The sequence below is a fragment of the Nonomuraea rubra genome (assembly GCF_014207985.1).
Classification (GTDB): Bacteria; Actinomycetota; Actinomycetes; order Streptosporangiales; family Streptosporangiaceae; genus Nonomuraea; species Nonomuraea rubra.
The window spans coordinates 11,402,133-11,427,819 of sequence record NZ_JACHMI010000001.1 but is presented as its reverse complement, the minus strand read 5'-3'; the positions used below and the strand labels follow the sequence as shown (position 1 = coordinate 11,427,819).

General features: G+C 71.4%; 25 protein-coding genes. 14 read left to right on the top strand and 11 right to left on the bottom strand.

Translation table 11 applies throughout. The features are described from left to right. Nucleotides 1-53 precede the first annotated feature (53 nt). Together HD593_RS52065 and HD593_RS52060 are read right to left on the bottom strand one after the other, a co-directional pair. Nucleotides 54-1,871: an apolipoprotein A1/A4/E domain-containing protein gene (locus tag HD593_RS52065; RefSeq protein ID WP_185110274.1), complete on the bottom strand. Its 1,818-nt coding sequence runs from the start codon at nt 1,869-1,871 to the stop codon at nt 54-56. A 195-nt stretch (nt 1,872-2,066) separates the two neighbouring features. Beyond that, nucleotides 2,067-3,242 (bottom strand): class I SAM-dependent methyltransferase, encoded by a 1,176-nt coding sequence (locus HD593_RS52060; protein WP_185110273.1) that lies wholly within the window; start codon nt 3,240-3,242, stop codon nt 2,067-2,069. A 279-nt stretch (nt 3,243-3,521) separates the two neighbouring features. Here HD593_RS52060 and groES point away from each other — a divergent pair, with 279 nt between their 5' ends. From groES to HD593_RS52035, 5 genes are all read left to right on the top strand, one after another. Next, the gene (gene groES / locus HD593_RS52055; RefSeq protein WP_043623565.1) at nt 3,522-3,833 is read left to right on the top strand and encodes a co-chaperone GroES; all 312 of its coding nucleotides are present in this window, start codon (nt 3,522-3,524) and stop codon (nt 3,831-3,833) included. A gap of 72 nt (nt 3,834-3,905) precedes the next feature. Continuing rightward, the gene (groL, locus tag HD593_RS52050) at nt 3,906-5,525 is read left to right on the top strand and encodes a chaperonin GroEL (protein ID WP_185110272.1); all 1,620 of its coding nucleotides are present in this window, start codon (nt 3,906-3,908) and stop codon (nt 5,523-5,525) included. Between the two features lie 86 nt (nt 5,526-5,611). Further along, nucleotides 5,612-6,208: a DUF7711 family protein gene (locus tag HD593_RS52045; protein ID WP_185110271.1), complete on the top strand. Its 597-nt coding sequence runs from the start codon at nt 5,612-5,614 to the stop codon at nt 6,206-6,208. A gap of 256 nt (nt 6,209-6,464) precedes the next feature. Further along, nucleotides 6,465-7,100: a sigma-70 family RNA polymerase sigma factor gene (locus HD593_RS52040; protein WP_090930520.1), complete on the top strand. Its 636-nt coding sequence runs from the start codon at nt 6,465-6,467 to the stop codon at nt 7,098-7,100. Next, nucleotides 7,097-7,249, top strand: a complete 153-nt coding sequence (locus tag HD593_RS52035; protein WP_185110270.1) for a hypothetical protein — start codon at nt 7,097-7,099, stop codon at nt 7,247-7,249. The genes HD593_RS52040 and HD593_RS52035 overlap by 4 nt, the downstream gene beginning before the upstream one ends. Here the strand turns inward: HD593_RS52035 and HD593_RS52030 are convergent. Continuing rightward, nucleotides 7,210-7,587, bottom strand: a complete 378-nt coding sequence (locus HD593_RS52030; protein ID WP_080043188.1) for a DUF5319 domain-containing protein — start codon at nt 7,585-7,587, stop codon at nt 7,210-7,212. The two genes, HD593_RS52035 and HD593_RS52030, sit on opposite strands and share 40 nt — an antisense overlap. Nucleotides 7,588-7,626: 39 nt before the next feature. Beyond that, complete coding sequence (locus HD593_RS52025; RefSeq protein ID WP_185110269.1) at nt 7,627-8,643, bottom strand: helix-turn-helix transcriptional regulator; 1,017 nt, start codon at nt 8,641-8,643, stop codon at nt 7,627-7,629. A gap of 422 nt (nt 8,644-9,065) precedes the next feature. Here HD593_RS52025 and guaB point away from each other — a divergent pair, with 422 nt between their 5' ends. The 4 genes from guaB (at nt 9,066) to HD593_RS52005 (ending at nt 13,243) form a co-directional block, all read left to right on the top strand. Further along, nucleotides 9,066-10,547, top strand: coding sequence for an IMP dehydrogenase (guaB, locus tag HD593_RS52020; RefSeq protein ID WP_185110268.1), 1,482 nt, complete (start codon nt 9,066-9,068; stop codon nt 10,545-10,547). 4 nt (nt 10,548-10,551) lie between these two features. Beyond that, a complete protein-coding gene (locus HD593_RS52015) occupies nt 10,552-11,673 on the top strand; it encodes a GuaB3 family IMP dehydrogenase-related protein (protein ID WP_185110267.1) in 1,122 nt (373 codons plus the stop codon). A 59-nt stretch (nt 11,674-11,732) separates the two neighbouring features. Beyond that, entirely contained in the window at nt 11,733-11,975 is a 243-nt protein-coding gene (locus tag HD593_RS52010; RefSeq protein ID WP_185110266.1) for a hypothetical protein, read from the top strand. 77 nt (nt 11,976-12,052) lie between these two features. Then, the gene (locus HD593_RS52005) at nt 12,053-13,243 is read left to right on the top strand and encodes an RNA polymerase sigma factor (RefSeq protein WP_185112651.1); all 1,191 of its coding nucleotides are present in this window, start codon (nt 12,053-12,055) and stop codon (nt 13,241-13,243) included. A gap of 13 nt (nt 13,244-13,256) precedes the next feature. Here HD593_RS52005 and HD593_RS52000 read toward each other — a convergent pair whose 3' ends face one another. Continuing rightward, nucleotides 13,257-13,922, bottom strand: coding sequence for a TetR/AcrR family transcriptional regulator (locus HD593_RS52000; protein ID WP_185110265.1), 666 nt, complete (start codon nt 13,920-13,922; stop codon nt 13,257-13,259). 97 nt (nt 13,923-14,019) lie between these two features. Between HD593_RS52000 and HD593_RS51995 the strand changes: the two genes are divergently transcribed. Genes HD593_RS51995 through HD593_RS51985 form a run of 3 tightly spaced genes read left to right on the top strand, consistent with a single transcriptional unit; the run spans nt 14,020 to nt 15,704 of the window. Beyond that, nucleotides 14,020-14,433 (top strand): nuclear transport factor 2 family protein, encoded by a 414-nt coding sequence (locus HD593_RS51995; RefSeq protein WP_185110264.1) that lies wholly within the window; start codon nt 14,020-14,022, stop codon nt 14,431-14,433. Between the two features lie 51 nt (nt 14,434-14,484). Beyond that, the gene (locus HD593_RS51990) at nt 14,485-15,261 is read left to right on the top strand and encodes a phosphotransferase family protein (RefSeq protein ID WP_185110263.1); all 777 of its coding nucleotides are present in this window, start codon (nt 14,485-14,487) and stop codon (nt 15,259-15,261) included. Next, nucleotides 15,258-15,704 (top strand): GNAT family N-acetyltransferase, encoded by a 447-nt coding sequence (locus HD593_RS51985; protein WP_185110262.1) that lies wholly within the window; start codon nt 15,258-15,260, stop codon nt 15,702-15,704. Before HD593_RS51990 ends, HD593_RS51985 begins: the two co-directional genes overlap by 4 nt. Before the next feature lie 38 nt (nt 15,705-15,742). On the opposite strand, the gene HD593_RS51980 is transcribed toward HD593_RS51985, so the two are convergent. Genes HD593_RS51980 through HD593_RS51965 form a run of 4 tightly spaced genes read right to left on the bottom strand, consistent with a single transcriptional unit; the run spans nt 15,743 to nt 19,484 of the window. Next, nucleotides 15,743-16,567, bottom strand: coding sequence for a class II fructose-bisphosphate aldolase (locus tag HD593_RS51980; protein ID WP_185110261.1), 825 nt, complete (start codon nt 16,565-16,567; stop codon nt 15,743-15,745). A gap of 11 nt (nt 16,568-16,578) precedes the next feature. Further along, a complete protein-coding gene (locus HD593_RS51975; RefSeq protein WP_185110260.1) occupies nt 16,579-17,481 on the bottom strand; it encodes a 1-phosphofructokinase family hexose kinase in 903 nt (300 codons plus the stop codon). Then, on the bottom strand, nt 17,482-18,615 hold the full coding sequence (nagA, locus tag HD593_RS51970; RefSeq protein WP_185110259.1) for an N-acetylglucosamine-6-phosphate deacetylase: 1,134 nt from the start codon (nt 18,613-18,615) through the stop codon (nt 17,482-17,484). Continuing rightward, nucleotides 18,612-19,484, bottom strand: a complete 873-nt coding sequence (locus HD593_RS51965; RefSeq protein WP_312904354.1) for an SIS domain-containing protein — start codon at nt 19,482-19,484, stop codon at nt 18,612-18,614. Before HD593_RS51965 ends, nagA begins: the two co-directional genes overlap by 4 nt. A gap of 130 nt (nt 19,485-19,614) precedes the next feature. On the opposite strand from HD593_RS51965, the gene HD593_RS51960 reads away from it, so the two are divergent. Beyond that, nucleotides 19,615-20,385, top strand: coding sequence for a DeoR/GlpR family DNA-binding transcription regulator (locus tag HD593_RS51960; protein WP_185110257.1), 771 nt, complete (start codon nt 19,615-19,617; stop codon nt 20,383-20,385). 68 nt (nt 20,386-20,453) lie between these two features. Continuing rightward, nucleotides 20,454-22,193, top strand: coding sequence for a glycerol-3-phosphate dehydrogenase/oxidase (locus tag HD593_RS51955; RefSeq protein WP_185110256.1), 1,740 nt, complete (start codon nt 20,454-20,456; stop codon nt 22,191-22,193). Between the two features lie 76 nt (nt 22,194-22,269). Here HD593_RS51955 and HD593_RS51950 read toward each other — a convergent pair whose 3' ends face one another. Further along, the gene (locus HD593_RS51950) at nt 22,270-23,520 is read right to left on the bottom strand and encodes a S8 family peptidase (RefSeq protein ID WP_185110255.1); all 1,251 of its coding nucleotides are present in this window, start codon (nt 23,518-23,520) and stop codon (nt 22,270-22,272) included. Between the two features lie 156 nt (nt 23,521-23,676). Beyond that, nucleotides 23,677-25,656: a beta-propeller domain-containing protein gene (locus HD593_RS51945; RefSeq protein WP_185110254.1), complete on the bottom strand. Its 1,980-nt coding sequence runs from the start codon at nt 25,654-25,656 to the stop codon at nt 23,677-23,679. Nucleotides 25,657-25,687 lie beyond the last annotated feature (31 nt).

The following is a 25,687-nucleotide window of genomic DNA, read 5'->3' as shown; positions in this document are numbered from 1 at the left end:
CCCCGCGAACGTGACAGCCGCGCCTGTGAGCCTGCCCACAGGCGCGGCGCTCGTCAGTCCTTGGCCCTGGTCGGGCGCAGGAGGGCCTCGGCCAGCGCGAGCATGGTCTCCTCCAGCGCGTCCAGCCGCTTGTTCAGGTCTGCCGCGGCCGGCTGGACGATGCCCGTCACCGTGCCGGCCAGCTCGTCGCCGTCGGGCCTGGCCCTGACCAGCTCGGTGAGCGCCTCGGTGGCGGCCGTCAGGCGCTCGGCCTGCTCGCCCACGTGCGCCTGGAGCACCTCGCCCACCCGCTCCTGGATGGCCAGGTCGGCGGGCAGCCGGCCCACGGACGCGGTGACCGCCTCGATGCGCTCGTCGACCGACTCCAGGTGCTCGCCCGCCTGCTCGGCGCGCGCGGCCAGCCCGTTGAGGTGGGTGTCGAAGCCGTGGAAGCGGGTGTCGAGGCCGCCGAAGTGGCCGTCGATGGCGTCGAAGCGGCTGCTCATGTGCTCCTCGGCCTCGACCAGCCGCTCGTCGATGGCGTCCATCTGGTTGTCGAGCTTGTTGAAGCGGCCCTCGTTGCGGGTGGCGAGCTCGGCGGCGTGCTGGTCGGCGGCGGACATGCGCTCGTCGAGCGAGGAGAAGCGGGCGTCGATGCGCACGTCGAGCGCGTCGAACCGGTCGTCGTGGCGGCCCAGGTGGCCGTCGAGGGTGCCCAGCCGCTTGTCGACCCCGCCGAGCTGGCCGTCCATGGAGACGAGCCGCTTGTCCACGCCGCTCATGCGGCCGTCGAGGCCGTCGATCCTGGTGTCGATGTCGGCCAGGCACTCGTCGGCGGACTCCAGCCGGCTGTCGAACCCGGTGAGCCGCGAGTCCAGGCCGGTGAGCTTGCCCTCGGCCCTGTCGAGCCGGGCGTCCACGCCGCTGAGCCTGGCCGTCAGGCGCTGCTCGCTCTCGCCGAGCTGCACGGCGAGGTGCTGGTCGGCCTCGTCGAGCCTGGTGGTCAGGCGCTGCTCGACGCCGGCCAGGCGGCCGGTGAGCGTCTCGTCGGCCTCCTTGAGCCGGCTGACGAGGCGCTCGTCGGCCTCCAGGAGGGCCGTGGCGAGCCGCTGGTCGGTCTCGTCGAGCCGGGTGCCGAGCCGCCGGTCCGTGTCGTCCAGGCGGGCGCTCAGCCGTTCGTCGGTCTCGTCGAGGCGGGTGGTGAGCCGCTCGTTCGTCTCGTCCAGCCGGGTGCTGAGCCGCTGGTCGGTGTCGGCGAGCCGGGCGGTGACGCTCTCGGACAGGTCGTTGACGACGTCCTCGACCCGGTCGGTGCGGCCGGCCAGCTCGGCCATCGACTTGTCGAGCCGGGTGAAGCGGCTGGCGGCGGCCTCCATGCTGGAGTTGAGGCCGGCCAGCTGCGCCGCGAAGTCGGACATGCCCTTGGTGATGCCGTCGGTGGTGTCGAGCACCGACTGCAGGCGCCTGAGCGCCTCCTCCACGCTCTCGCCCACCGTGCCCACGTCGGCCCACAGGCTCGGCAGCTCGGCCACCGGGGTGACCCGGGCGTCGACGTGGCCGACCTTCTCGCCCACGGCATCGACGTGGTCGCGTACGGCCTCCACGTGCTGCGCCAGGCCCTCCGCCCACATCGGTGGCTTGGCGGAGATCTCGTCCAGCCGCCCGCTGACCGTCTCCAGCGCCCCGCTGAGGCCGCCCAGCTCGCGCTCGCGCACCTCGCGCAGCAGCCACTCCATGCCTTCGAGCCGCTGGCGGATCTCGTCGAGCACGGCGCCCTGGGTGCGTTGCTCGTAGACATGGTCCTGGGCGGCACGCGCGAGCAGGTCTCGCATCCTCTTGGGGACGGCGTCGTAGCCGTTTGGAAGAAGGGCGGCGTGGTTGGAATGGTCCACCGAAAGCTCCTTCGCTCGCCGACGGTCTGCCGCGCAGCGGTGGGATAGGTCCGGTTTATCGTTGAAAGGTGAGAGCGCGGTCAACCGCAATGGGGCGGAGAACTCCTCGCCCGCCCACCTTAGCCTTTCGATCAAGGTCCGTCAGGGGTGAATTGAAAGATCGCCATTAACGTACGGATGGCCGGATTCGGCGATTCAGGCAGGTGGGGAGGGCTTGCACAGGATTACTGAGGGTTTGTCGGCAATTCTGGTGAGCATGATCACCATGGATTTGTCGCCCTTGAGGCGCAAATCGGTGCGCAGGCGCTCGATGTCCACGGCGGAGCCGCGCTTTTTGATGGTGACATTGCCGATTTGTCGCTCACGGAGGGCGGTGCGGAGCCTTTTCAGGGAAAAGGGAAGAATGTCATCCACTTCGTAGGCGGCGGCCCACGGGGTGTCCACCGGCTCGTCGGCCGTGACGTAGGCGATCATCGGGTCGAGCAGCCTGCCGCCGACCAACTCGGCCACCTCGCCGACCAGGTGCGCGCGGACGGCCGCACCGTCCGGCTCGTAGACGAAGCGGCCCGGCGCGCCGACCGGGGCCCGCACGCCGGTGGCGGTCATCGTGTGGCCGCCGGGCAGCAGGGTCGCCCGCCTGCCACCTCGGGACCCGGTCCACAGGGTGGCCTCCTTGACCTCCCCCTTGTACGAGATCCACTCCGCCTCGGCGCCCTCGGGGATGAACTCGTACGGGATGCCGGGGGCGACCTTGAGGCAGGCCAGGCGCGCCCGGGAGACCAGGTCCAGCACCACGGGCCAGGGCGGCGAGTAGGCCAGGGGGTCGAACGTCCGGCCCCGGCCCGTCCGCCTCGCAGGGTCGGCGAACAGCGCGTCGTAGTCCTCCGGCCGGACGTCCGCCGCGTCCGCCACGGTCACCGTGACCCGGTCGGCCAGCCCGAACTCCTCCGCGTTGGCCCTGGCCACCGCGACGGTCAGCGGGTCGGTGTCCACGGCGGCCACGGTGCAGCCGGCGCGGGCCAGCGCGAGCAGGTCGCCGCCGACGCCGCAGCACGCGTCCACGACCCGGGGCGCCCGCGCGCCGTGCAGGTCGAGCAGGCGGCGGGCACGGTGCGCGGCCACCTCCGCCCTCGTGGACTGCTCCAGGCCGTGCGGCGTGAAGAACATCCGCCCGGCGTCCGCGCCGAACTTGGCCCTGGCCCGCTCCCTGAGCCCGGCCTGGGTGAGCGCCGCCGAGGTGAGCGCCGCGTCGTACGTCCTGCGCAACGTGGTGGCGGCGACGACCGGGTCGGCGCCCGCCAGCTCCCCGGCCTCCGCCAGCGCGCGCCTGCCGCGCGGGGTCAGCAACTCGGTGAAGGCGTCGAGGTCCACGTCATCTGACGTTAGCGGCACGCGGGAGCGGGGTGGCCTCCGGGCGGCGCGGCGGCGGCCGGGAGGTTCACGCACGTGGAAGACTCGACCATGCCGGGGGCCTGATCGCTCTCAGCAGACGCGTTCGTGTTGACTGTCAAGCCCCTCTTGCATATGTTTCCTGTTGGCACTCTCCCCTTGAGAGTGCCAACGTGCGACGAGGCAGGTCTGACACCCGCGACGGCAGGCCCCGCTGGTCGCCTCTTCTAGATCATTCAAATCTGAAGGGGAGGTCCGATCGTGACGACCGCCACCAAGGTTCCCGTTAAGCCGCTCGGCGACCGCATTGTGGTCCAGCCGCTTGAGGCCGAGCAGACCACCGCTTCCGGCCTGGTCATCCCTGACACCGCCAAGGAGAAGCCGCAGGAGGGCAAGGTCCTCGCGGTGGGCCCGGGCAACTGGGACGAGGACGGCGACAAGCGGATTCCGCTCGACGTCTCTGAGGGCGACATCGTCCTCTACAGCAAGTACGGCGGCACCGAGGTCAAGTACGGCGGCGAGGAGTACCTCGTGCTCTCCGCCCGCGACGTTCTCGCGATCATCGAGAAGTAAGCCGGTTGTGTCGAGCCCCGGGCGCTCTTGAGGGCGGCCGGGGCTTTCGACGCTAGGAGAGGACTTTCAGCAATGGCGAAGATCCTGGAGTTCGACGAGGACGCCCGCCGCGCGCTCGAGCGCGGCGTGAACGCCCTCGCGGACGCCGTGAAGGTAACCCTCGGCCCGCGTGGCCGCAACGTCGTCATCGACAAGAAGTTCGGTGCGCCGACGATCACGAACGACGGTGTGACCATCGCTCGTGAGATCGAGCTGGAGGAGCGCTACGAGAACCTCGGCGCCCAGCTCGCCAAGGAAGTTGCCACCAAGACCAACGACATCGCGGGCGACGGCACCACCACCGCGACCGTCCTGGCCCAGGCCATGGTCCGCGAGGGCCTGCGCAACGTGGCCGCCGGCGCCTCGCCGCTGTCGCTCAAGCGCGGCATCGACAAGGCCGCCAAGGCCGTCAGCGACAAGCTGCTGGCCAGCGCCCGCGAGGTCGGCGACAAGAAGGAGATCGCCAATGTCGCGACGATCTCCGCGCAGGACGCGCAGATCGGCGGCCTGATCGCCGAGGCGTTCGACAAGGTGGGCAAGGACGGTGTGCTCACCGTCGAAGAGTCCAACGCCATGGGCATGGAGCTCGAGTTCACCGAGGGCATGCAGTTCGACAAGGGCTACCTGTCGGCCTACATGGTGACCGACCCCGAGCGGATGGAGTCCGTCCTCGAGGACGCCTACATCCTGCTCACCCAGGGCAAGATCTCCTCCATCGCGGACTTCCTGCCGCTGCTGGAGAAGATCGCCCAGACGAAGAAGCCGCTCCTCGTGGTCGCCGAGGACGTCGAGGGCGAGGCCCTGGCCGTCCTGGTCACCAACAAGATCCGCGGCACCTTCACCTCCGTGGCCGTCAAGGCCCCGGGCTTCGGCGACCGCCGCAAGGCGATGCTGCAGGACATGGCCATCCTCACCGGCGGCCAGGTCGTCAGCGAGGAGGTCGGCCTCAAGCTGGAGCACGTCGGTCTCGAGGTGCTCGGCACGGCCCGCCGCGTCGTCGTCACCAAGGACGCCACGACCATCGTCGACGGCGCCGGTGACGCGCAGGCCATCGAGGACCGCGTCAAGGAGATCAAGATTGCCATCGAGCAGTCCGACTCCGACTGGGACCGCGAGAAGCTGCAGGAGCGTCTGGCCAAGCTCGCCGGCGGTGTGTGCGTGCTGCGCGTCGGCGCCGCCACCGAGGTGGAGCTGAAGGAGAAGAAGCACCGCCTCGAGGACGCGATCTCCGCGACGCGCGCCGCGATCGAGGAGGGCATCGTCTCCGGCGGTGGCTCCGCGCTCATCCACATCTCGAAGGACCTCGACGACCTCGGCCTCACGGGCGACGAGGCCACGGGCGTCGGCATCGTCCGCCGCGCGCTGGTCGAGCCGGCCCGCTGGATCGCCGAGAACGCCGGTCTCGAGGGCTACGTGGTGACGCACAAGGTGGCCGAGCTGGAGGCCGGTCACGGCCTCAACGCCGCCACCGGCGAGTACGTGAACCTGCTCGACCAGGGCGTCATCGACCCGGTCAAGGTCACGCGCTCGGCCGTGCAGAACGCCGCTTCGATCGCGGGCATGCTGCTCACCACCGAGGCGCTCGTGGTGGACAAGCCCGAGGAGGAGGCCCCGGCCGCCGGCCAGGGTCACGGTCACGGCCACGGCCACTGACCGCGCCTTCCGTCCCGTTACGGCCCGCACCCGGAGGGGGTGCGGGCCGTACGGCGTTTCAGGGGCCGGGCCCTAGGCTGGGGAGCATGCGGTACGCGCGGGCTGTGGAGCGGTTGAGGATGCTGGCCGGGGCGTGCGAGCAGACCAGGCGGCTGCCGGCGGAGGAGCCGTTCCTGCGGGAGGCGCACGTGTTCGGCCCTCTGACGGAGGGGGCGGATCCGCTCGCCGAGATCGAGGTCGCCTTCGTGCTGAACCTGCCGCCGGAGGAGGTGGCCTGGGGCACGCACCCGCCGGGCACGGCGTGGCTGGTGGACTTCCTGCGGCTGGACGAGGGCGGGATCGCCTACTGGTGGCGGTCGTTCGGGGAGCCGGTGGCCAACCATCGCATCCACCGGCCGGTGCGCTTCTGGTCGCTGGAGGGGATCGACGAGGGCGTGCTGGCGGCGCTGCGGGAGCGGCGGTTCGAGGCGCTGCGCGGTGCTGGGGCTCCCCGCGGGGAGGAGCGGGTCGCCGGGGTGGCGGAGGAGCTGGAGGCGGCTCTGGAGCACCTCAGGGCGGTGCAGGGGGCGTACTGGGACCGTCAGTGGCGGCGGGAGCACCGGGGGTTGCGGCGGTATCCGGAACATCACCTCTGGGAGGCGGTACGGGGATACCTCGAACTGCTGGACGCGCGCGATGAATGATCTTGAGCGGCGGCGTGTCCCCTCATGGGCGGGTTGGGGGGAAGTGGGGGAAAAGGTGGCTTATTGGAGTAAACCGGGAGTGTGCGATAAGCGTCGGGGGGTCTGACAAATGTCGCGCATTCCGGGTTATCGCCTGAAACATTATGTCAGCATAAAGGCTTAGTGTGGTCGGTTGATTACTGCTCGTTATCGTCGCTTCAATGTGACCAATCCGTAGCCGTTCGCTATGACGACAGGCCGGATCAGTGCGGGCATCATGCCTATCGTGAGCGAGGGAAGCGTCGCCGACGCCAAAATTGGGGTAAGGCTCGCGTCGAGACTTCCGGCACGGACGGATGACTCCGACCTTAGGGAACTGACGAGCCTCGCCGTGCAGGGAGATCGCAGTGCGATCGAATCCCTGCTCGGGGAGTTGCGTCCGATGGTGGTGCGGTATTGCCGCGCCAGGCTGGGCAGGGTTTCAGGGCAATATCACATTGCCGATGACGTAGCCCAGGAGGTGTGCATCGCGGTGTTGTCCGCGCTGCCGCGGTACCGGGACATGGGGCGGCCCTTCGCGTCCTTCGTGTTCGGGATCGCCTCGCACAAGGTGGCCGACGCGCTGCGGAGCTCGGTGCGCTCCGCGGTGCCGACCCAGGATCTGCCCGACGGGCCCGACGACGGCCCGGGGCCCGAGGAGACGGTGGTCCGTTACATCGAGGTGGAGCACGCCCGGCGGCTGCTGGCCAGGCTGCCCGACAACCAGCGCGAGTTGCTGCTGTTGCGGGTGGTGTCGGGGCTGTCGGCCGAGGAGACCGGTAATGTACTCGGTATGTCACCGGGTGCGGTCCGCGTCGCCCAGCATCGGGCGCTGGCGAGGTTGAGGCAGATGGCCGAGCTGGAGTCGGCTTGACGCCTGAGGAAGATACCGATGCGCTGCTCGACGCGCTCGGTCGTGGAGAGCTGCCCGATCCGGGCGATCGCGCGGCGCGGCTGCTCGCCGCGCTGCTCGAGGACGTCGATCAGCGGCGCTCCTCCGTGTCGATGACGCCGTCGACGTAGCCGCGGGCGTAGTCCCAGCTGACGTAGTCGGCGGGGTCCGGATGGAAGGCCGGCTCGTGCACCTGCGGCTGGCCTTTCTCGATCATCTGTTTGAGGTTGCCGCGCAGCAGCTCCCAGTCGAAGAAGTGCTGCTCGCCGCATTCAGGGCAGTCGAGCACGAGCCCCAGCACCCCCTGCGGTTCGAGCAGGGAGCGGAAGACCTCGACGTCGGCGAGGTCGGTGATGGCCTCGTCGCGCTCGGCGGCGGTGAGTGGCTCGGCGTCGTCGAGCGCGCCCATCGCCGAGGACGGGTCGTTCGGGTCGTCCGCGAACGGATCGCGGGGGACGTCTTCCAGCACCTTCCCACCATATGACCGAAGCGGCCCGCGCGGTGGGGTTTACCTCAGCCATCCGCGTCTGGCCGCCTCGACCCCGGCGTGGAAGCGGGATTGAGCCCCCAACTCGGTCATCGCGTCGGCGAAGCGGGCACGGACGGTGCGTACCGACACGCCGAGCTGGCGGGCGATCGAGTCGTCGCACATGCCCTGCGCGGCCAGGCGCAGCACCTGGAGAGCGCCGTCTCTCCCGCGTCCCCACGGCAGGGGCACGGCGCGGGCCCACAGCTCGCGGAAGAGCGAGCTGAGCACGCCCACCACGACGGACGTGCGCACGAGGTAGAAGTTGTAGGCGTGGTCGGGCAGGTTGCCGCCCCAGTGGGCGGGCAGGCCGGCCATCTCGGGCCCGGCGGCCATGAACCAGCTCGGCACCCGGTCCATCGTGCGCACCTCGCCCCCCGCCTCCGTGAGCCGGGTGAGCTGATCGCGGACGCCGGGGAGCACCAGACTGGAAACCGGGATGATCGCTTGAACGGTAAGCAAATTCCGTTTTTGCGCATCAATCCATGGATCCGCAAATTTACGGACAAAGTCAGTCATAGTCCGGTCATCGGGAACTGCGGTTAGTAAAGGCATTGGTGGGGTTTGACATTGTACGGCGATGCCCACCACGCTCTCGTAGAGGATGTCCGCCCCCCTCGCCATCTCCACCGTGAAAGGCCCGCTGCGATAGTCGCGCCCGGCGTCGTAGTCGCGGATCAGCCCTCGGATCGAGCCCAGCGCCGAGTCGATCCTGCGGCTCTCCTCCGCCAGCCTGTCGAGCCGCTCGGCGATCAGCCGGCCGAGCGCCGCCGCGGGGTGTCTGGCCAGGTACTGGCCCGAGTGTTCGTCGATCACTCCCAGCCTGACGAGGTCGTCGAGCTGGCGGCCGACCTTCTCGATCGGGCCGTCCATGGCCTGGGCCAGGTCCGAACGGGTCGCCTTGTGCAGGCGCAGCACCGCGGAGTAGAGCGCGGTCTGGGCCTGGTCGAGGCCCAGTGTCTCGAGCGGGTCGGACATGATCAGCGGCTCGTCGCGCATTATGGGCGGCTCCGTTGGGGGGACACGGGCGTGCCGTGAGGATAACCCCGCATTCGCTTCGTGTCCGCGTGTTGCGCTGACTGCTTCGCCGCGGCGTGCAACTTCGTGCAATTGCACGTTTTCACATTGCGATGTTCCGTTGAGTAACGCAGGCTTTACCTAGCGTCGGCATCCAGCCAAGGGCGCGGTGGCGCCGGCCATCAGGACGCGGAGGGGGGTTCGGTGGCGTGTCGCGCCGCCGTCGCCCTGGATGCCGGTGGCCGGGGGATGGGACGGATCACCGACCGTCCCATCCCCCGGCACTCTGTCGAGGCCGGGAGTCACGAGGACCGTGGGGGTCTTCGTGCTCCCGGCTTCATCGCGTTTTGGAGGCAGGGCCTAGACTTGGTGCACATCAACGCTAGGCAGGAGGGGGCCGCGGCATGTCCAAGTTCACCGAGATGGGTCTGACCTTCGATGACGTGCTGCTGGTGCCCGGATATTCGGACCTGCAGCCAGGGGAGGCCGACACCCGATCTCGCCTGTCCAAGGGCATCACGCTGTCCATCCCGCTGGTCTCCGCGGCCATGGACACCGTCACCGAGGCCCGCATGGCGGTCGCCATGGCCAGGCAGGGCGGCATCGGCATCCTGCACCGCAACCTGTCGGTCGAGGAGCAGGCCCAGCAGGTCGACCTGGTCAAGCGGTCCGAGGCCGGCATGGTCACCAACCCGGTGACGTGCAGCCCCGACGACACGCTGGCCGACGTCGAGCGGCTGTGCGCCACGTACCGGATCTCCGGGGTGCCCGTGACCGACGTGTCGGGCACGCTGGTCGGCATCGTGACCAACCGCGACATGCGCTTCGAGACCGACCAGACGCGGCCGGTCCGCGAGGTCATGACGAAGATGCCGCTCGTCACCGCCCCGGTGGGGGTCTCGCGTGACGACGCGTTCGCGCTGCTCAGGCAGAACAAGATCGAGAAGCTGCCGCTGGTGGACGCCGACGGCAGGCTGCGCGGCCTGATCACGGTCAAGGACTTCACCAAGAGCGAGCAGTACCCGCTGTCCACCAAGGATGCCGACGGGCGGCTGATCGTCGGCGCGGCCGTGGGTGTCGGCGGCGACGCCGAGCTGCGGGCCAAGGCCCTCATCGAGGCCGGGGTGGACGTCGTGGTCGTGGACGTGGCGCACGGCCACTCCAAGGGGCTGGCCGACATGATCGCCAAGGTCAAGGCCAACAGCAAGGTCGAGGTCATCGGCGGCAACATCGCGACCAGGGCCGGCGCCCAGATGCTGGTCGACGCGGGCGCCGACGCCGTCAAGGTCGGCGTGGGCCCCGGCTCCATCTGCACCACCCGCGTCGTGGCCGGGGTCGGCGCGCCGCAGGTCACGGCCATCTACGAGGCGTCCAGGGCGTGCGCGCCCGCCGGGGTTCCGGTGATCGGCGACGGCGGCCTGCAGTACTCCGGCGACATCGTCAAGGCCATCGCCGCCGGGGCCGACACGGTCATGCTGGGCTCGCTGCTCGCCGGGTGCGAGGAGTCGCCCGGTGAGCTGATCTTCATCAACGGCAAGCAGTTCAAGTCGTACCGGGGCATGGGCTCGCTCGGCGCCGTACGCAACCGCGAGCGCGGCGGCACCTCCTTCAGCAAGGACCGCTACGCGCAGGCCGACGTCGGCGGCGAGGACAAGTACATCCCCGAGGGCATCGAGGGCCAGGTCCCCTACCGCGGCCCGGTCGCGGCCGTCGCCCACCAGCTCATCGGCGGGCTGCGCCAGGGCATGTGGTACTCGGGCTGCCGCACGATCGAGCAGATGCACACCGACTGCGAGCTCATGCCGATCACGGCGGCGGGCCTCAAGGAGAGCCATCCCCACGACATCCAGATGACCGTGGAAGCTCCGAACTATCACAGAAGGTAAGTTCATGACTCAGCAGGTGGAGATCGGCCGGGGTAAGACCGGGCGGCGGGCGTACGCGCTTGACGAGATCGGCCTGGTGCCCTCGCGGCGCACCCGTGACCCGGAGGAGGTCTCGATCGCCTGGCAGATCGACGCCTACCGGTTCGAGCTGCCCGTGGTCGTCGCTCCCATGGACAGCGTGGTCTCGCCGGCCACCGCCATCGAGATCGGGCGGCTCGGCGGCCTGGCGCCGCTCGACCTCGAAGGGTTGTGGACGCGTTACGAGGACCCGCTGCCGCTGCTGGAGGAGTGCGCGGCCCTCGACCAGGAGGCGGCCACCAAGCGGCTGCAGGAGATCTACGCCGCGCCGATCAAGGAAGAGCTGATCGGCCGCAGGATCGAGGAGATCCGCGCGTCCGGGGTGACCACCGCCGTCCGGCTCTCGCCGCAGCGTACGGTCCAGTACCACAAGACCGTGATCGACGCGGGCGTCGACATCTTCGTCATCCGCGGCACCACGGTCTCGGCCGAGCACGTGTCGGGGCGGGCCGAGCCGCTCAACCTCAAGCAGTTCATCTACGAGCTGGACGTGCCGGTCATCGTGGGGGGCTGCGCCACCTACACCGCCGCGCTGCACCTGATGCGCACCGGCGCGGCCGGCGTGCTGGTGGGCTTCGGCGGGGGCGCCTCGCACACCACCCGCAACGTGCTCGGCGTGGCCGTGCCGATGGCCACCGCGATCTCCGACGTGGCGGCGGCGCGGCGCGACTACCTCGACGAGTCCGGCGGCCGGTACGTGCACGTGATCGCCGACGGCGGCATGGGCACCTCCGGCGACATCGCCAAGGCCATCGCCTGCGGCGCCGACGCCGTGATGGTGGGCTCGCCGCTGGCGCGCGCGGTGGAGGCTCCCGGTCACGGGTTCCACTGGGGCTCCGAGGCGCACCACCCCGACCTGCCGCGCGGGCGGCGGGTCGCGTTCGGCACGGTCGGGACTCTGGAGCAGATCCTGCACGGGCCGTCGAGCGTGGCCGACGGGTCGATGAACCTCATGGGCGCGCTGAAGCGGACCATGGCCTCGACCGGTTACTCCGACATCAAGGAGTTCCAGCGGGTCGAGGTCGTGGTGGCGCCGACCCAGCGCTGACGTCCTGGTGGCCGCCGCCCGATGTCCACGGGTGGCGGCCGCGACGTAGGGTTCCTGCCATGGAATCGGTTGAGGACAGGGTCGCCCGGCTCGAACAGCAGGTGGCGGCCCTCCAGCGCTATCTCGGCGTCGATCTCTCCAGCGGTGAGCGGCCGCGGTTCCCGCCGGAGTTCTACCAGGCGCTGCGGCGGGGCAAGACGATCCAGGCCATCGCGATCTACCGCAAGGAGACCGGGGCCACGCTCAGGGACGCCAAGAACGCGGTGGAGGAGATTCAGCGCAGGGCGGGCTCCGGGTTGTAGGCGTGGCGGAGGTCGAGCGGGTCGTCCGCGAGGAGCACGGCGGAGCCGGGCGGGTCTTCCGCGCGGAGTTCGGCGGCGTGCCGGAGGTCGAGCGGGCTTTCCGCGAGGAGTACGGCAGGGCGGTCTCGGTGCTCGTGCGCGTCTTCGGGGACATCGACGTGGCCGAGGAGGCGGTGCAGGAGGCGTTCGCCGTGGCGCTGCGCCACTGGCCGGAGGCCGGCCCGCCGCCGAGCCCGGCAGGCTGGATCATCACCACCGCGCGCAACCGGGCCATCGACCGCCTGCGCAGGGAGTCGGCGCGGCACGACAAGCACGCCCAGGCCGCGCTGCTGCACGCCCCCGCCGAGCACGTGGACCAGGGGCCCGTGCGCGACGACCGGCTCCGGCTGATCTTCACCTGCTGCCATCCGGCGCTGGCCACGCACGCCCAGGTGGCGCTCACGCTGCGGTTGCTGGGCGGGCTCACGACGGCGGAGATCGCGCGGGCGTTCCTGGTGCCCGAGACCACCATGGCGCAACGGCTGGTCAGGGCCAAGGGCAAGATCCGGGACGCGCGCATCCCGTACCGGATCCCGGAGGAGGCCGACCTGCCCGCCCGGCTGCGGGCGGTGCTGGCGGTGGTGTATCTGATCTTCAACGAGGGGTACACGGCCAGCTCGGGCGACCGGCTCGTCCGCGAGGAGCTGTGTGCCGAGGCCATCAGGCTCGGGCGGCTGCTGGCCGCGCTGGTGCCGGACGAGCCCGAGGTCATGGGGCTGCTCGCGCTCATGCTGCTCGTCGAGTCGCGGCGGGCGGCCCGTACCGGGGCGGGCGGCGAGCTGGTGCCGCTGGCCGAGCAGGACAGGGCGCTCTGGGACCGCGGGCTCGTCGAGGAGGGGCAGGAACTGGTCCGGCGGTGCCTGCGGCGCGACGAGCCGGGGCCGTACCAGGTGCAGGCGGCGGTCAACGCGGTGCACGGCGACGCGGCGAGCGCGGCGGAGACGGACTGGGGGCAGATACTCGCGCTGTACGACCTGCTGCTGACCCTCACCCCGACGCCCGTGGTGGCGCTGAACCGGGCGGTGGCCGTGGCCGAGGTGAAGGGGCCGGAGCAGGCGTTGCGGGTGGTCGAGGGGATCGAGGCGGGCGAGTACTACCTGTTCCACGCCGTGCGGGCCGATCTGCTGCGCAGGCTGGGGCGCGAGGCGGAGGCCGCGCAGGCATACGAGGCGGCGATCGCGCGGTCGGGCAACGAGGTGGAGCGGGAGTTCCTGCGGGGGAGACTGTGAGCGGCCGGGTTCGTCAGGCGGGGGTGTGGCGGCGGCGGTGGGCGCGTTGCCGGCAGGCGTTGCCGCAGTAGCGGGCGGGGCGGCCCGTGGCGGTGGGCGCGATGGGGGTGCCGCACTCCGCGCACCTGATTTCGTTAGGTTTCGTTACGGCGGTTCGCAGGCCGTCCAGGACGATGGCGGTGCTCCGGCCCGGGGTGGCGGCGGCGTGCTCCATGGCGGCGCAGCCCGCGATCAGGCTGGTCACGTCCGCTGCGGTCACGTCGGGGCGGACGGCTCCCGACCGCTGGGCGCCGGCGAGCAGGGGAGCCAGTGCGGCCAGGAAACGGTCGCGGACGCCGGGGGAGATGCCGGTGGCGGAGCTCATCGACTCGCAGAGGGCCTTGTTGAGCGCCACCTGGGACACCGCGCGCTCGAACGCGGCGAAGAAGGCCGCGCCCGGGTCGCCTGACGCCGGGGCGGCGAGTTCGTCCACGAGCCGGTCGAGCCGGTCGTTGACCACCGCCGCGAGCAGCGCCTCCTTGCTGGGGAAGCGCCGGTAGACGGTGCCCGCGCCCACGCCGGCCCGGCGCGCGACGGTGTCGAGCGTCGCCGACGGGCCCTCCTCGGCGAACGCCTCCCGCGCCGCCTCCAGGACGCGGGCGTGGTTGTGGCGGGCGTCCGCCCGGCCGGGAACGGTCATGCCCTGAACCTCCTGAGGGTTGACAACCGGAACGGGCGCTCCGTAGCTTCTAAGCGGGTTGTACGTTCCGGATTCTAGTCCGTTCTGGAGGTATGTGATGCATCCGTCCGCCCGTGAAGTGGCCGAGCGTTTCCTGGCCGTCACCGCAGGAGGCGACCTCGCCGCGCTGGCCGACTTCTTCTCGGAGGACTCGGTGATCGAGATCCCGTTCACGCCCGGCGGCGTGCCCTTCAGGTTCGAGGGGAGGGAGGGGCACCGGGCCAGGTTCGAGCGGGCGGGGGCGGTGCTGCGGCAGGACCGGCTGGAGAACGTGGTGCTGCACGAGACCACCGACCCGGAGGTGGTCATCGCCGAGTACGACCTGCACGGCCACGTCCTGTCGTCCGGGCAGCCGTTCGCGAGCACGTACGTGATGGTGATGAGGATCAGGGACGGCCTCATCGTGCACTCGCGCGACTACGCCGACCCGCGGCGCGCGGCCGGCTACCAGGACGAGCTCGCGGCCTCCTGAGGGGCGGTGGCGGCAGGCTCGTGACCAGCGATGTTGGCCTAGCATGCGGGCATGGCTGATCTTCGGCACACGCACGAGCTGACGTACGAGGAGGACCGCGTCGTCAAGCGCTACCTGGACAGCAAGCCGGGCGCGGCCGAGCGCGAGTGGCGGGCGCTGAGGCTGCTGGCCGAGCACGCGCCGGGGCTCGCGCCCGAGCCGATCGCCTTCGAGGGCGGCGCGGTGACGATGTCGAGGATCCCCGGGGTGCCGCTGCGCGGGCTGTTCGCGCGGGACAGGCACATGTCGGCCATGGCGGCGGCGCTGGCGGAGCTGCACGCCGCCGTGCCCGGCGACGTGCTGCGCGGCCTGCCCGTACGCCCCTGGCAGCGCGAGGCGCTGGTCGACTGGGTCAGGGAGCGCTGCGCCGCCTGGCAGCCCAGGGAGCCGCTGGCCGACCGGGCCGTCACGGAGGGGCTGCGCTGGCTGGAGAGCTGGTCGCCGGGCGAGGCCGGGGTCAGGGAGGCGTTCGGCGCGGGCGACGGGAACCTGGCCAACTTCCTGTGGGACGGCACGCGCGTCCGCATCGTCGACTTCGAGGACTCCGGGCGCAGCGACGTCGCGTTCGAGGTGGCCGAGCTGGCCGAGCACGTGTCGATGTGGGTGGACGGGGAGGTGGAGATCGCGCACCGGTTCGAGCTGAGCCCGCAGGAGGAGCGGCGGACCAGGGAATGCCGCAAGGTGCACGCGCTCGTCTGGTTCTTCCTGCTGTCGCACGAGCACCCGCGCAACCCGCCCGGGACCTTCCAGCGGCAGGTCGAGCGGGTGCTGGCAACATTGGGCGCATGAGGCTCGCAGACGAGGGCGACAGGGCCGCCGTGGAGCGGCTCGTCCAGGACGCCTACACGCCGTGGATCGAGGTCATCGGCATGCGGCCGCTGCCGCTGGAGGCCGACTACGCCGCGCTCATCGCCGCGCGCCGGGTGCACGTCACCGACCGGCTCGACCGGCTCGACGGGCTCATCGTGCTCGTTCCCGAGGACGGCGTGCTGCTGGTGGAGAACGTCGCGGTCCGGCCCGAGCTGCACGGCAGGGGCATCGGGCGCGGCCTCATGGACTACGCCGAACAGGAGGCGCGGCGGCTGGGGCTGCCCGCGCTGCGCCTCTACACCAACGTCAGGATGGCCGCCAACATCGCGCTGTACGAGTCGCTCGGCTACGCCGAGACCGGCCGCGAGGGCATCGAGGGCCGCTCGGCCGTGCTGATGCGCAAGCAGCTCGACCTGCCCTGATGCGCGAACAAGCCGGTTCGTGCTGATGCGCCGACAGCTCAGCCCGCGAGTACGCCCAGGAGGTGGCTGACCTCGCGGGCCACCGCGTCGCGGCCGGCCTTGAGGTACTTGCGCGAGTCCACCACCCGCTCGTCGTGGGCCAGGTAGTCGCGCACGGCGCCGGTGAACGCCTTGTTCAGGTGGGTCGCGATGTTGATCTTCTTCATGCCCTGCCGTACGGCCTCGCGCAGCACCTCGTCGGGCACCCCGGAGGAGCCGTGCAGCACCAGCGGCACCGGCACGGCCGCGCGCAGCTCGGCGATCAGCTCCAGGTCCAGCACGGCGTCCTTGGTCGTCATGGCGTGCGAGGTGCCCACGGCCACGGCCAGCGCGTCCACGCCGGTCCTGGCCACGTAGTCGACCGCCTCGTGCGGCTTGGTGCGGGCGCCGGGCGCGTGCACGCCGTCCTTGCCCCCGACCTCGCCCAGCTCGGCCTCCACCCACACGCCGCGCTCGTGGCACCAGGCGGCCACCTCGGCCGTGGCGGCGACGTTCTCCTCGTCGGGCAGGGCCGAGGCGTCGTACATCACCGAGCCGAGGCCCAGCGTCACCGCCTCCTCGACCAGCGCCCTGTCGGTGGCGTGGTCGAGGTGGACCGCGACCGGCACCTCCGCCTTCCTGGCGACCGCGAGCGAGGCCAGCGCGATCGGCTCCAGCGCGCCGTGGTAGCGCACGCAGTTCTCGCTGATCTGCAGCACGACCGGCAGGCTCAGGGCCTCGGCGCCGGCCACGATGGCGGTGGCGTGCTCCAGCTGGATCACGTTGAACGCGCCCACCCCGGCGGGCGACTGGCTGACGAGGTCGCCGATGGAGGCGAGGGGCATGGCGGGGCTCCTTACGTGATGATGATCTGGGGGTGGATGTCGGCGTACACGTCGGGGTCGAACTCGCCTGCCACGGGCCTGGCCACCGCCGCCGCGCCGAGCGCGGCCGCGCGCCTGAGCCTGTCGGGCCACGGATCCGGCTCGACCAGGCCCAGCGCCAGCCCCGCGACCAGCGAGTCGCCGGCGCCGGTCGGGTTGCCCCGCACGGTGTACGGCATCCGCGCCGCGAACGTGCCCTCCCCGGTGACGGCCATCAGCCCGTCGGCGCCCATGGACACCACCACGGCCCCGGCGCCCTGGCCGAGCAGCGCCCGCGCGCCCTCGGCCGGGGTGCCGCCGGGCACGGCCCTGGCCAGCTCGTCCGCGTTGGGCTTGAGGATCGAGGGGCGGCCCTTGGGCGCGTGGCGCAGGGGGTCGCCGTCGGCGTCCACGATGGACGGCACGCCCCGGTCGGCCGCGATGGCCGCCAGGGTGGCGTAGGTGTCGGCGGGCAGGCCGCGCGGCAGGCTCCCGGACAGCACCACCGCGTCGGCTCCGGCCAGGAGGGTCTCGTAGTGCCGGACGAAACCGGCCAGCTCGCCGGCCGTGACCTCGGGGCCCGGCTCGTTGAACAGGGCGGTGTGGTCGGGGTCGGTGACGGCGAGGGTGGCGCGGGAGTCGCCGGCGATGCCGTACAGGGCGGCGGGCAGCCCCGCCGCGTGCAGGTCGGCCTCGACCGCGCGGCCGGTCGGCCCGCCGGCCAGGCCCGTGACCAGCACGTCCCGGCCGAGCGCGGCCAGCACCCTGGCCACGTTGACGCCCTTGCCGCCGGCGCGCCTGTGCACCGCGCTGACCCGGTTGACCCCGTCCCAGTCGACGCCGGGCACCTGGTACGTCACGTCGAGGGCGAGGTTGAGCGTCACCGTGATGATCAATTAAGGCTCCGTGATCCAGACGCCGTCCTTCAGCACGCCGTCCACGTCCAGGGAATCGGAGAGCACCAGCAGGTCGGCCGCCTTGCCCACGGCGATCGAGCCGATCCTGCCGGCCAGGCCGAGCAGTCGCGCGGGCGTCAGCGAGGCCACCTGGACGGCGTCGGGCAGCGACATGCCCAGCTCCTGGACGGCGCGCCGGAACGCCACGTCCATCGTCAGCGTGGAGCCCGCGATCGAGCCGCCCTCGACCAGCCGGGCCACGCCGTCGTCCACGCGCACCGCCATGGAGCCGAGCACGTAGTCGCCGTCGCCCAGGCCGGTGGCCGACATCGCGTCGGTGATCAGCGCCGTCCTGCCGGGCCCCGCCACCTCGTACGCCAGGCGCAGCATGGCCGGGTGCACGTGCACCCCGTCGTTGACCAGCTCGACCGTCACCCGCTCGTCGTCGAGCAGCGCCGCCACGGGCCCCGGCGCGCGGTGGCCGAGCGGCGGCATCGCGTTGTAGAGGTGGGTCGCCACGGTGGCGCCCGCCTCGATGCCCTCGATGGTCTGCTCGTAGCCGGCCTCGCTGTGGCCGATGGCGGCGAGCACGCCTTCCGCGACGGCCATCCTGATCGTGTCGAGCGCGCCCGGGAGCTCGGGCGCGATGGTCAGCATGCGTACGTGCCCGCGCCCCGCCTTCACCAGCCCCGCGAACTCCTGCGGCGAGGGCTCGCGCAGCCGCGTCGGGTCGTGCGCGCCGCAGCGGGACCTGGCGATGTACGGGCCCTCGAAGTGGATGCCCGCCACCAGCCCCTCGTCGCACAGCTCGGCCAGTGCCGCCGCCGCCCTGGTCAGGCCCTCGATCGTGTCGGTGACCAGGCTGGCCATCGTGGTGGTGGTGCCGTGGCGGCGGTGCAGCGCCACGGCCTCGCGCGCCTGCTCCAGGTCGCCGGTGGGGAAGGAGCCGCCGGCGCCGCCGTGGTTGTGCACGTCCACGAACCCCGGCACGACGTGCCGGCCGCCCACGCTGAGGCCGGGACCCGGGGCGGATCCGTGGCCGACGTGCGTGATGCGGCCGTCTTCGATGGTCAGCCACCCCTCGTGCACGCCCTCGGGCGTCACGATCCTGGCGTCGGCAAGAGTAAGGCTCATGAAGAAAGGATCACAGATCGCGTGAGGTGCATGGGCTCGTCGGGGCTCAGCCCCTGGGCGAAGGCCCGTGCCACGGCGACCCGCTGGGCCCGGATCAGCTCGGCCATGGGGTCGAGCGAGGTCTCGAAGAACGTGCCGCCGGTCTCCTCGACCTGGGCGCGCAGCCCTTCCGGGGCGGTGCCGAGCATCCAGGTCACCCGGCCGGGGGCGGCGATGCTGATCGGGCCGTGCCGGTACTCCATCGCCGGGTAGGCCTCCGTCCAGGAGCGGGACGCCTCGCGCATCTTCAGCGCCGCCTCCTGCGCCAGGCCGACCGACCAGCCGGTGCCCAGGAAGCTGAACTGCTCGGCCCGCACCAGCGCGTCGGGCAGCGGCGCGGCCACGGCCTCCTCGGCGTCGGCGATCGCCTGGGTGAGGTCCTCGCCCAGGGAGGCGCGGAGCATGGCGAGCTGCGTCGTGGCGAACCTGGTCTGCACGACCGACTTCTCGTCGGCGTAGTCGAGCACGACGACGTCGTCCGCGGCCGTCATGATCGGCGTGTCCGGGTCGGCGGTGATGGCGACGCTCCTGTCGCTCGTCCTGGCCAGCAGGTCGAGGACCTCGGTCGTGGTGCCCGAGCGCGACAGCGCCAGGACGCGGTCGTAGCGGCGGCCCTGCGGGAACTCGGAGGCGGCGAACGCGTCGGTCTCGCCGTGCCCGGCCCGCTCGCGCAGCACTGCGTACGCCATCGCGATGAACCACGACGTACCGCAGCCGACGACGGCGACCCGCTCGCCCCGGCGCGGCAGCGCGTCGGCGGGGATGTTCGCGACGGCGCGGCGCCAGCAGGACGGCTGGGACGCGATCTCGGCCTCGGTGTGGGTGGTCACCACTTGCCTCCCCATGGTTGATTGTTTCTGCGCTTTTTATATCAGCACAGAGCAGAAATGAACACCGGTAGCTCTGGCGTTCCAGGTTGTGCCACCCTTGCTCCTGTTCCCCATGCCCCAGGAGGCCTCCGTGTCCCGCTATGACCGCTGGAACGCCATCCTCGAGCTGCTGGCGCAGGAGGGCAGGCTGTCGGTGGAGGAGGCGGCCCAGGCGCTCGACGTCTCCACGGCGACGATCAGGCGGGACTTCGACCAGCTCGCCCAGCAGCAGATGCTCATGCGGACGCGGGGCGGGGCGGTGGCGCAGAGCGTCAGCTACGACCTGCCGCTGCGGTACAAGACGGCCAGGCACGCCGACGAGAAGCACCGCATCGCCCTGGCGGCGGCCGAGCTGGTGACACCCGGCGCCGTGATCGGGCTCAACGGCGGGACCACGACGTCCGAGCTGGCCCGCACGCTCGCGACGGTGCCGGCGCTGGAGGCCGGGTTCACGATCGTCACCAACGCGCTGAACATCGCGGCCGAGCTGACCGTCCGGCAGCACGTCAAGATCGTGGTCACGGGCGGGGTGGCCAGGCAGCAGTCGTACGAGCTGATCGGGCCGCTGGCCGGCGGCGTGCTGGAGCAGGTGACCCTGGACGTGGCGTTCCTGGGCGTCGATGGGCTGGAGGTCGAGCTGGGGGCCTCGGCCCACCACGAGGGCGAGGCCAGCGTGAACCACCTGCTGATCAGCAGGGCGGCGCAGGTCGTGGTGGTGGCCGACTCCTCCAAGATCGGCAAGCGGGCGTTCTCCAGGATCTGCCCCATCGGCCAGATCGACACGCTGGTCACCGACGCCCAGCTCCCCGACCGGCTGGCGGGACAGCTCACGGACGCGGGCGTGAAGGTCGTACGTGCCTGAGGGCGTTACAGGGCGATACGTCCGAGGGTAGGTATGGAACGCAGACCACAGGCGTTCCAGGGGGAGTTATGACGTCGGGAAGGAACGCGGCCCGGCTCGGGCCCGCGGAGCGGGCAGAGGCGCTGGAGCGCATGGCGTCCCAGGAGCTCGACGTGGTCGTGGTCGGCGGCGGCGTCGTCGGGGCCGGCATCGCGCTGGACGCGGTGACCCGCGGGCTCGACGTGGGCCTCGTGGAGGCGCGCGACTTCGCCTCGGGCACGTCCTCGCGCTCGTCCAAGCTGATCCACGGCGGCCTGCGCTACCTGGAGCAGCTCAACTTCGAGCTGGTGCGCGAGGCGCTGCAGGAGCGGGCGCTGCTGCTGCAGCGCATCGCGCCGCACCTGGTGCGGCCGGTGCCGTTCCTGTTCCCGATGACCCACTACGGGTGGGAGCGCCCGTACGTGGGCGCGGGCGTGGCGCTCTACGACACGCTGGGCTTCGCCACCGGGCTGACCCGCGGCGTGCCCGGGCACCGGCACCTGTCCAGGTCACGGGCGCTGCGGCTGGCGCCCGCGCTGAAGAAGACCGCCTTCACCGGCGCCGTCCAGTACTGGGACGCCCAGGTCGACGACGCCCGCTACGTGATGACCATGCTGCGCACCGCCGCCACGTACGGCGCGCACGTCGCGCCCAGGGCGCAGGTGGTGGGGTTCCTGCGGGAGGGCGAGCGGGTCACCGGCGTGCGGGTGCGAGACCTGGAGTGCGGCGAGGACTTCGAGATCCGCGCCCGGCAGGTGGTCAACGCCACCGGCGTCTGGACCGACGACATCCAGGAGCTGGTGGGCGGGCGCGGCCAGATCCACGTACGCGCCTCCAAGGGCATCCACCTCGTCGTCCCGCGCGACCGCATCCACTCGGTGACCGGCATCATCCTGCGTACGGAGAAGTCGGTGCTGTTCGTGATCCCCTGGGGCCGCCACTGGATCATCGGCACCACCGACACGGAGTGGACGCTCGACAAGAGCCACCCCGCCGCCTCCCGCACCGACATCGACTACCTGCTCGACCACGTCAACGCGGTGCTGTCGGTGCCGCTGACCCGCGACGACGTCGAGGGCGTGTACGCGGGGCTGCGGCCGCTGCTGTCGGGCGAGTCCGACGAGACGTCCAAGCTGTCCAGGGAGCACGTGGTCGCGCACCCCGTGCCGGGGCTGGTGATGATCGCCGGCGGGAAGTACACGACGTACCGGGTCATGGCGAAGGACGCGGTGGACGCCGTGGCGCACGGCCTGGACCAGCGGGTGCCGCGCTCGTGCACCGACCGCATCCCGCTCGTGGGCGCGGAGGGCTACCAGGCGCTGTGGAACTCCCGGCACCGCCTCGCCCAGGAGTCCGGGCTGCACGTGGCCAGGATCGAGCACCTGCTGCAGCGCTACGGCGCGCTGATCGACGAGGTGCTGGAGCTGATCGAGCGGGATCCGTCGCTGGCCCGGCCGCTGTCGGGGGCCGACGACTACCTGCGCGCCGAGATCGTCTACGCCGCCACCCACGAGGGCGCCAGGCACCTGAACGACGTGCTGACCCGGCGTACGCGCATCTCCATCGAGACCTTCCACCGCGGGGTGGCCGTGGCGCAGGAGGCCGCCGAGCTGCTGGCCGAGCCGCTCGACTGGGACGGCGAGCAGGTCAAGCGGGAGGTCGAGTACTACACGAAGCGGGTGGAGGCCGAGCGGCGCTCGCAGGAGCAGGACTCCGATCACGAGGCCGACGCGATCAGGCTCGGCGCGCCGGAGATCGTCCCCGTGGTCGTCCCCGAGCACTCGCCGTGAGCGAGCCGGCCGGTTAGGAGGGGCGGCCCGCGGCGCTGCGGGGTCCGCGGACCGCCCGTTCCAGGGTGGTATCAGCTCACGCGGGCGGGTACCGCGTGGCGTCGTGGATGTCGAGCAGCGGCTCCTTGACGCCGTCGCCCGAGTCGTCGGTCCAGTTGCTGTTGCCGGTCGAGATCAGCGTGCTGCGCACGGCCAGGGAGCCCGCCCTGGTCGTCGGCTTGTGGGTGCCCGAGGTGAGCAGCGCGGCCGCGCCCGCCACGTGCGGGCTGGCCATCGAGGTGCCGCTGATCGTGGCGTAGCCGCCGGCGCGGTAGGTCGAGTAGATGCACGTGCCCGGCGCCGTGATCTCCACCGTGGCGCCGTAGTTGGAGTAGAACGCCGAGGTGTCGTCCTGGTCGGTCTCGCTGCGGCACGAGAGCGTGCTGCCCCCTGAACCGCCGGGCAAACCGTCGTTGTCGGTCAGCGCGGAGACGGTGACCACGTCGGGGTGGTTGGCCGGGAAGAACGAGGAGGTGTTCGTGTGGCTGTTGCCCGCGGCCACCACGACCACGATGCCGGCGTTGACCGCGTTCGTGATCGCCGTGCTGATCGCGCTGCTGGTGCAGCCGTTGCAGCCGAGGCTGAGGTTGATGACCTCGATGGTGGAGGCGCGCGCCACCACCCAGTTGATGCCGGCGGCGATGCCGGACAGGGTGCCGGAGCCGGCCGCGTTGAGCACCTTCACGCCGTGGATGCGGGCGCCGGGCGCGACGCCCACCGGGCCGATGGTGTTGTCGAGGGCGCCGACGGTGCCCGCGACGTGCGAGCCGTGGCCGTTGTCGTCGGTGCCGGAGTTGTTGACGCAGACGCCGGTCAGGCAGTTGGCGCGGGCGACGACGTTCAGGTCGGGGTGGGTGTTGTCCACGCCGCTGTCGACCACGGCGACGTCGGCGTCGATGCGGACGTCGTCGGTGCCGTCGATGTCCAGGTTCGGGTTGCTCGGGCCGAAGATGCGCCTGACGCCCGTGGGCACGGTCTGGACGAAGGCGTGCACTTCGGCGTCGGGCTCCACGCTGATGACGTTCGGGTTGCGCTTGAGCTGCTCGGCGGCGGTCGCGCTCAGGCGGGCGGTGTAGCCCTTGAACGCGTGCTCGTACACGCCGACGAGCTGGCCGCCGAGGTCGGCCACCTGGTCCTGGGCGGCGCCGCGGGGCGCGCGCATGGCGGGGTTGAGCTGGACGATGTACGTGCCGTCCGGGGCGGCGGTCGCTGCTGAGACGGGCAGGGGCGCGGCGAGTAACGCCAGTGCGCTGACGAGCAATGCGAGCAGGGGGGTGCGTGGTCGCATGGCAGCGTGGGCCCTTTCTGGATCATGGACCGGCCCGCCCGGTATGACACGAACCAACCGGTCCGACACTAGGGTGTAAGCAAAGTTTTCATCATTTGTCGGGATAAGTCCACAAAAAGAGTGCCGGTTCGCTACGAACCGGCACTCTTTGGTTGCTTAACGGAGTGGGATCCACGCTTGTGAGGACAGCGTGGCGAGGTCGTTGACCTGGACCCCCTCGTACGAGACCGTCCACAACGAGTCGCCGATGACCATCGAGCGCTGGATGCCCGGCTCGTAGCTGTAGCCGCCCTCCTGGCGCTGCGTCGGATGCTTGATCATCCCCAGCTCCTTGACCTCCGCGTCGCCGATCTGGAGCACCAGCGCGCCCGACTCGTACGCCTTGTTCAGCGGGATCACCGACAGGCCGGTCTTCGGCCAGTACAGGAACGCGTGCGGGTCCCACTCGGCCCCCGAGCCCGAGTCCTTCTGGAAGAGCCGCGACAGCCGGCGCGGCGCGGCCGGGTCGCTGACGTCGAACAGCGAGACCTGCGTGCCCCGCGTCCTGCCCTCCTCGGTGGCCTCCTGGCCGATGCCGATGAGCCGGCCCTCGCTGCCGGGATGCAGGTACGCCGAGTAACCCGTGATCTTCAGCTCGCCCGTCACCCTGGGCGCCGCCGGATCGCGCAGGTCCAGCGTGTAGAGCGGGTCCACCTGCCGGAACGTGACGCAGTAGCCGATCGGCCCGATGAACCTGACCGAGTAGATGCGCTCGCCCTTGCCCAGGCCGCCGACCTCGCCCACCTTGGCCAGCGTGTCGGCCCTGAGCACGTAGACGGTGCTGGAGCTGGTCTTCTCGTCGCCGGAGTTCACGGTGGTGGCGACGCGCAGGTGGCCGTCGTGCTCCGACAGCGAGTACTGGTTCAGCAGCCGTCCCGGCACCTTGCCCGAGGCCACGTACGCGGGCGCGCCGGGCCTGGTGATGTCGAACCGGTGCACCTCCGTCTCCTCGGGCGGCACCGTGGGCGTCGGCTGGGTGCTCGACGGGCGCACCGGCGGGTCTTCAGGGGTGGGCTCCACCGCGGGGGCGGCCGCGCCGGAGGAGGCCGGGGGCTCCTCGACGGGGAGCGGGCGGGCCACCACCGGGAACCACCAGCGCGGGTTGCTGGCCACGTACAGGCTCTGGCCGGTGCCGTACACCACGTCGCCGTCGGCGGCCAGGCTGATCGGGTCGGTGCCCGCCGCCGTGACGCCCTGCGCCAGGTCGATGGTGTGCAGGGTCAGCATCGAGGTGCCGGTGTAGCCGGCGGGGTGGCTGACCCGCTCGCACTTCACCGTGTCCTTCCTGACGGCGCCCGACGCGTCTGTGATCTCGATCTTCGGCAGCCAGGCGTCCACCGGCGCGCGCCGGACGGCGTCCTGGTTCGCCTTGATCAGGTCGGCCTCCGTGGCGTTCTGCTGCGGCTCGGGGAAGGCGATGTCGGGCTGGCTGCGGGTGACCAGCCGGACCGTGGAGCCGACCATCCTGGCGTCCACGTACGAGCCCTGCGGCCGGATCGTGCTCAGCACCTTGGGCTCGCCCGCCAGGTCCACCACGACGTAGCGGGTGTCGGCGGGCGGCCCGATCGAGCGGGTCTTGTACATGATGTCGCCGCCGCGCATGAGCACCAGCGCGCGGTCACCCGAGAGCAGCAGGTCGGCGGGGAGGCCGGGGCCGCCCTCGCCCTCCGTCAGCCTGACCGACCCGGTGATCTTCCTGGTGGCCGTGTCGATGATCCGCAGGGTGCCGTCCGCGACCGTGATGACCCGGTTGCCGTCGGTCTTGACCAGGTCGGGCTCGTCCACGCCGGCCTCGTGCACGTTCGTGGTGGAGTGCTCCGGCGTCGTCGCCACCCTGGCCTTGCTCTCGGCCGCGGCGTCGTCCGCGACCGCGAACGGCATGACGCCGCCGAAGCCGTACGCGGTGACGTTGGCGGCGGCCTGCTCGCGCAGGCCGGCCAGCGCGTCGTCGCAGCTGTTGTAGGCCACCAGGCGGACGGCGCCGAGTGACGTCGCCTTCGGGGGCGGGGCGGAGGAGCCTCCCGTCGAAGAGGTGCAGGCGGCCGTGACCGCCGCGAGTGCCGCGGCGGTCACGGCCGTGCGGATCAACGTCTTCATGCCCTCATCACGGCTGCGCGAGCGGGATGGT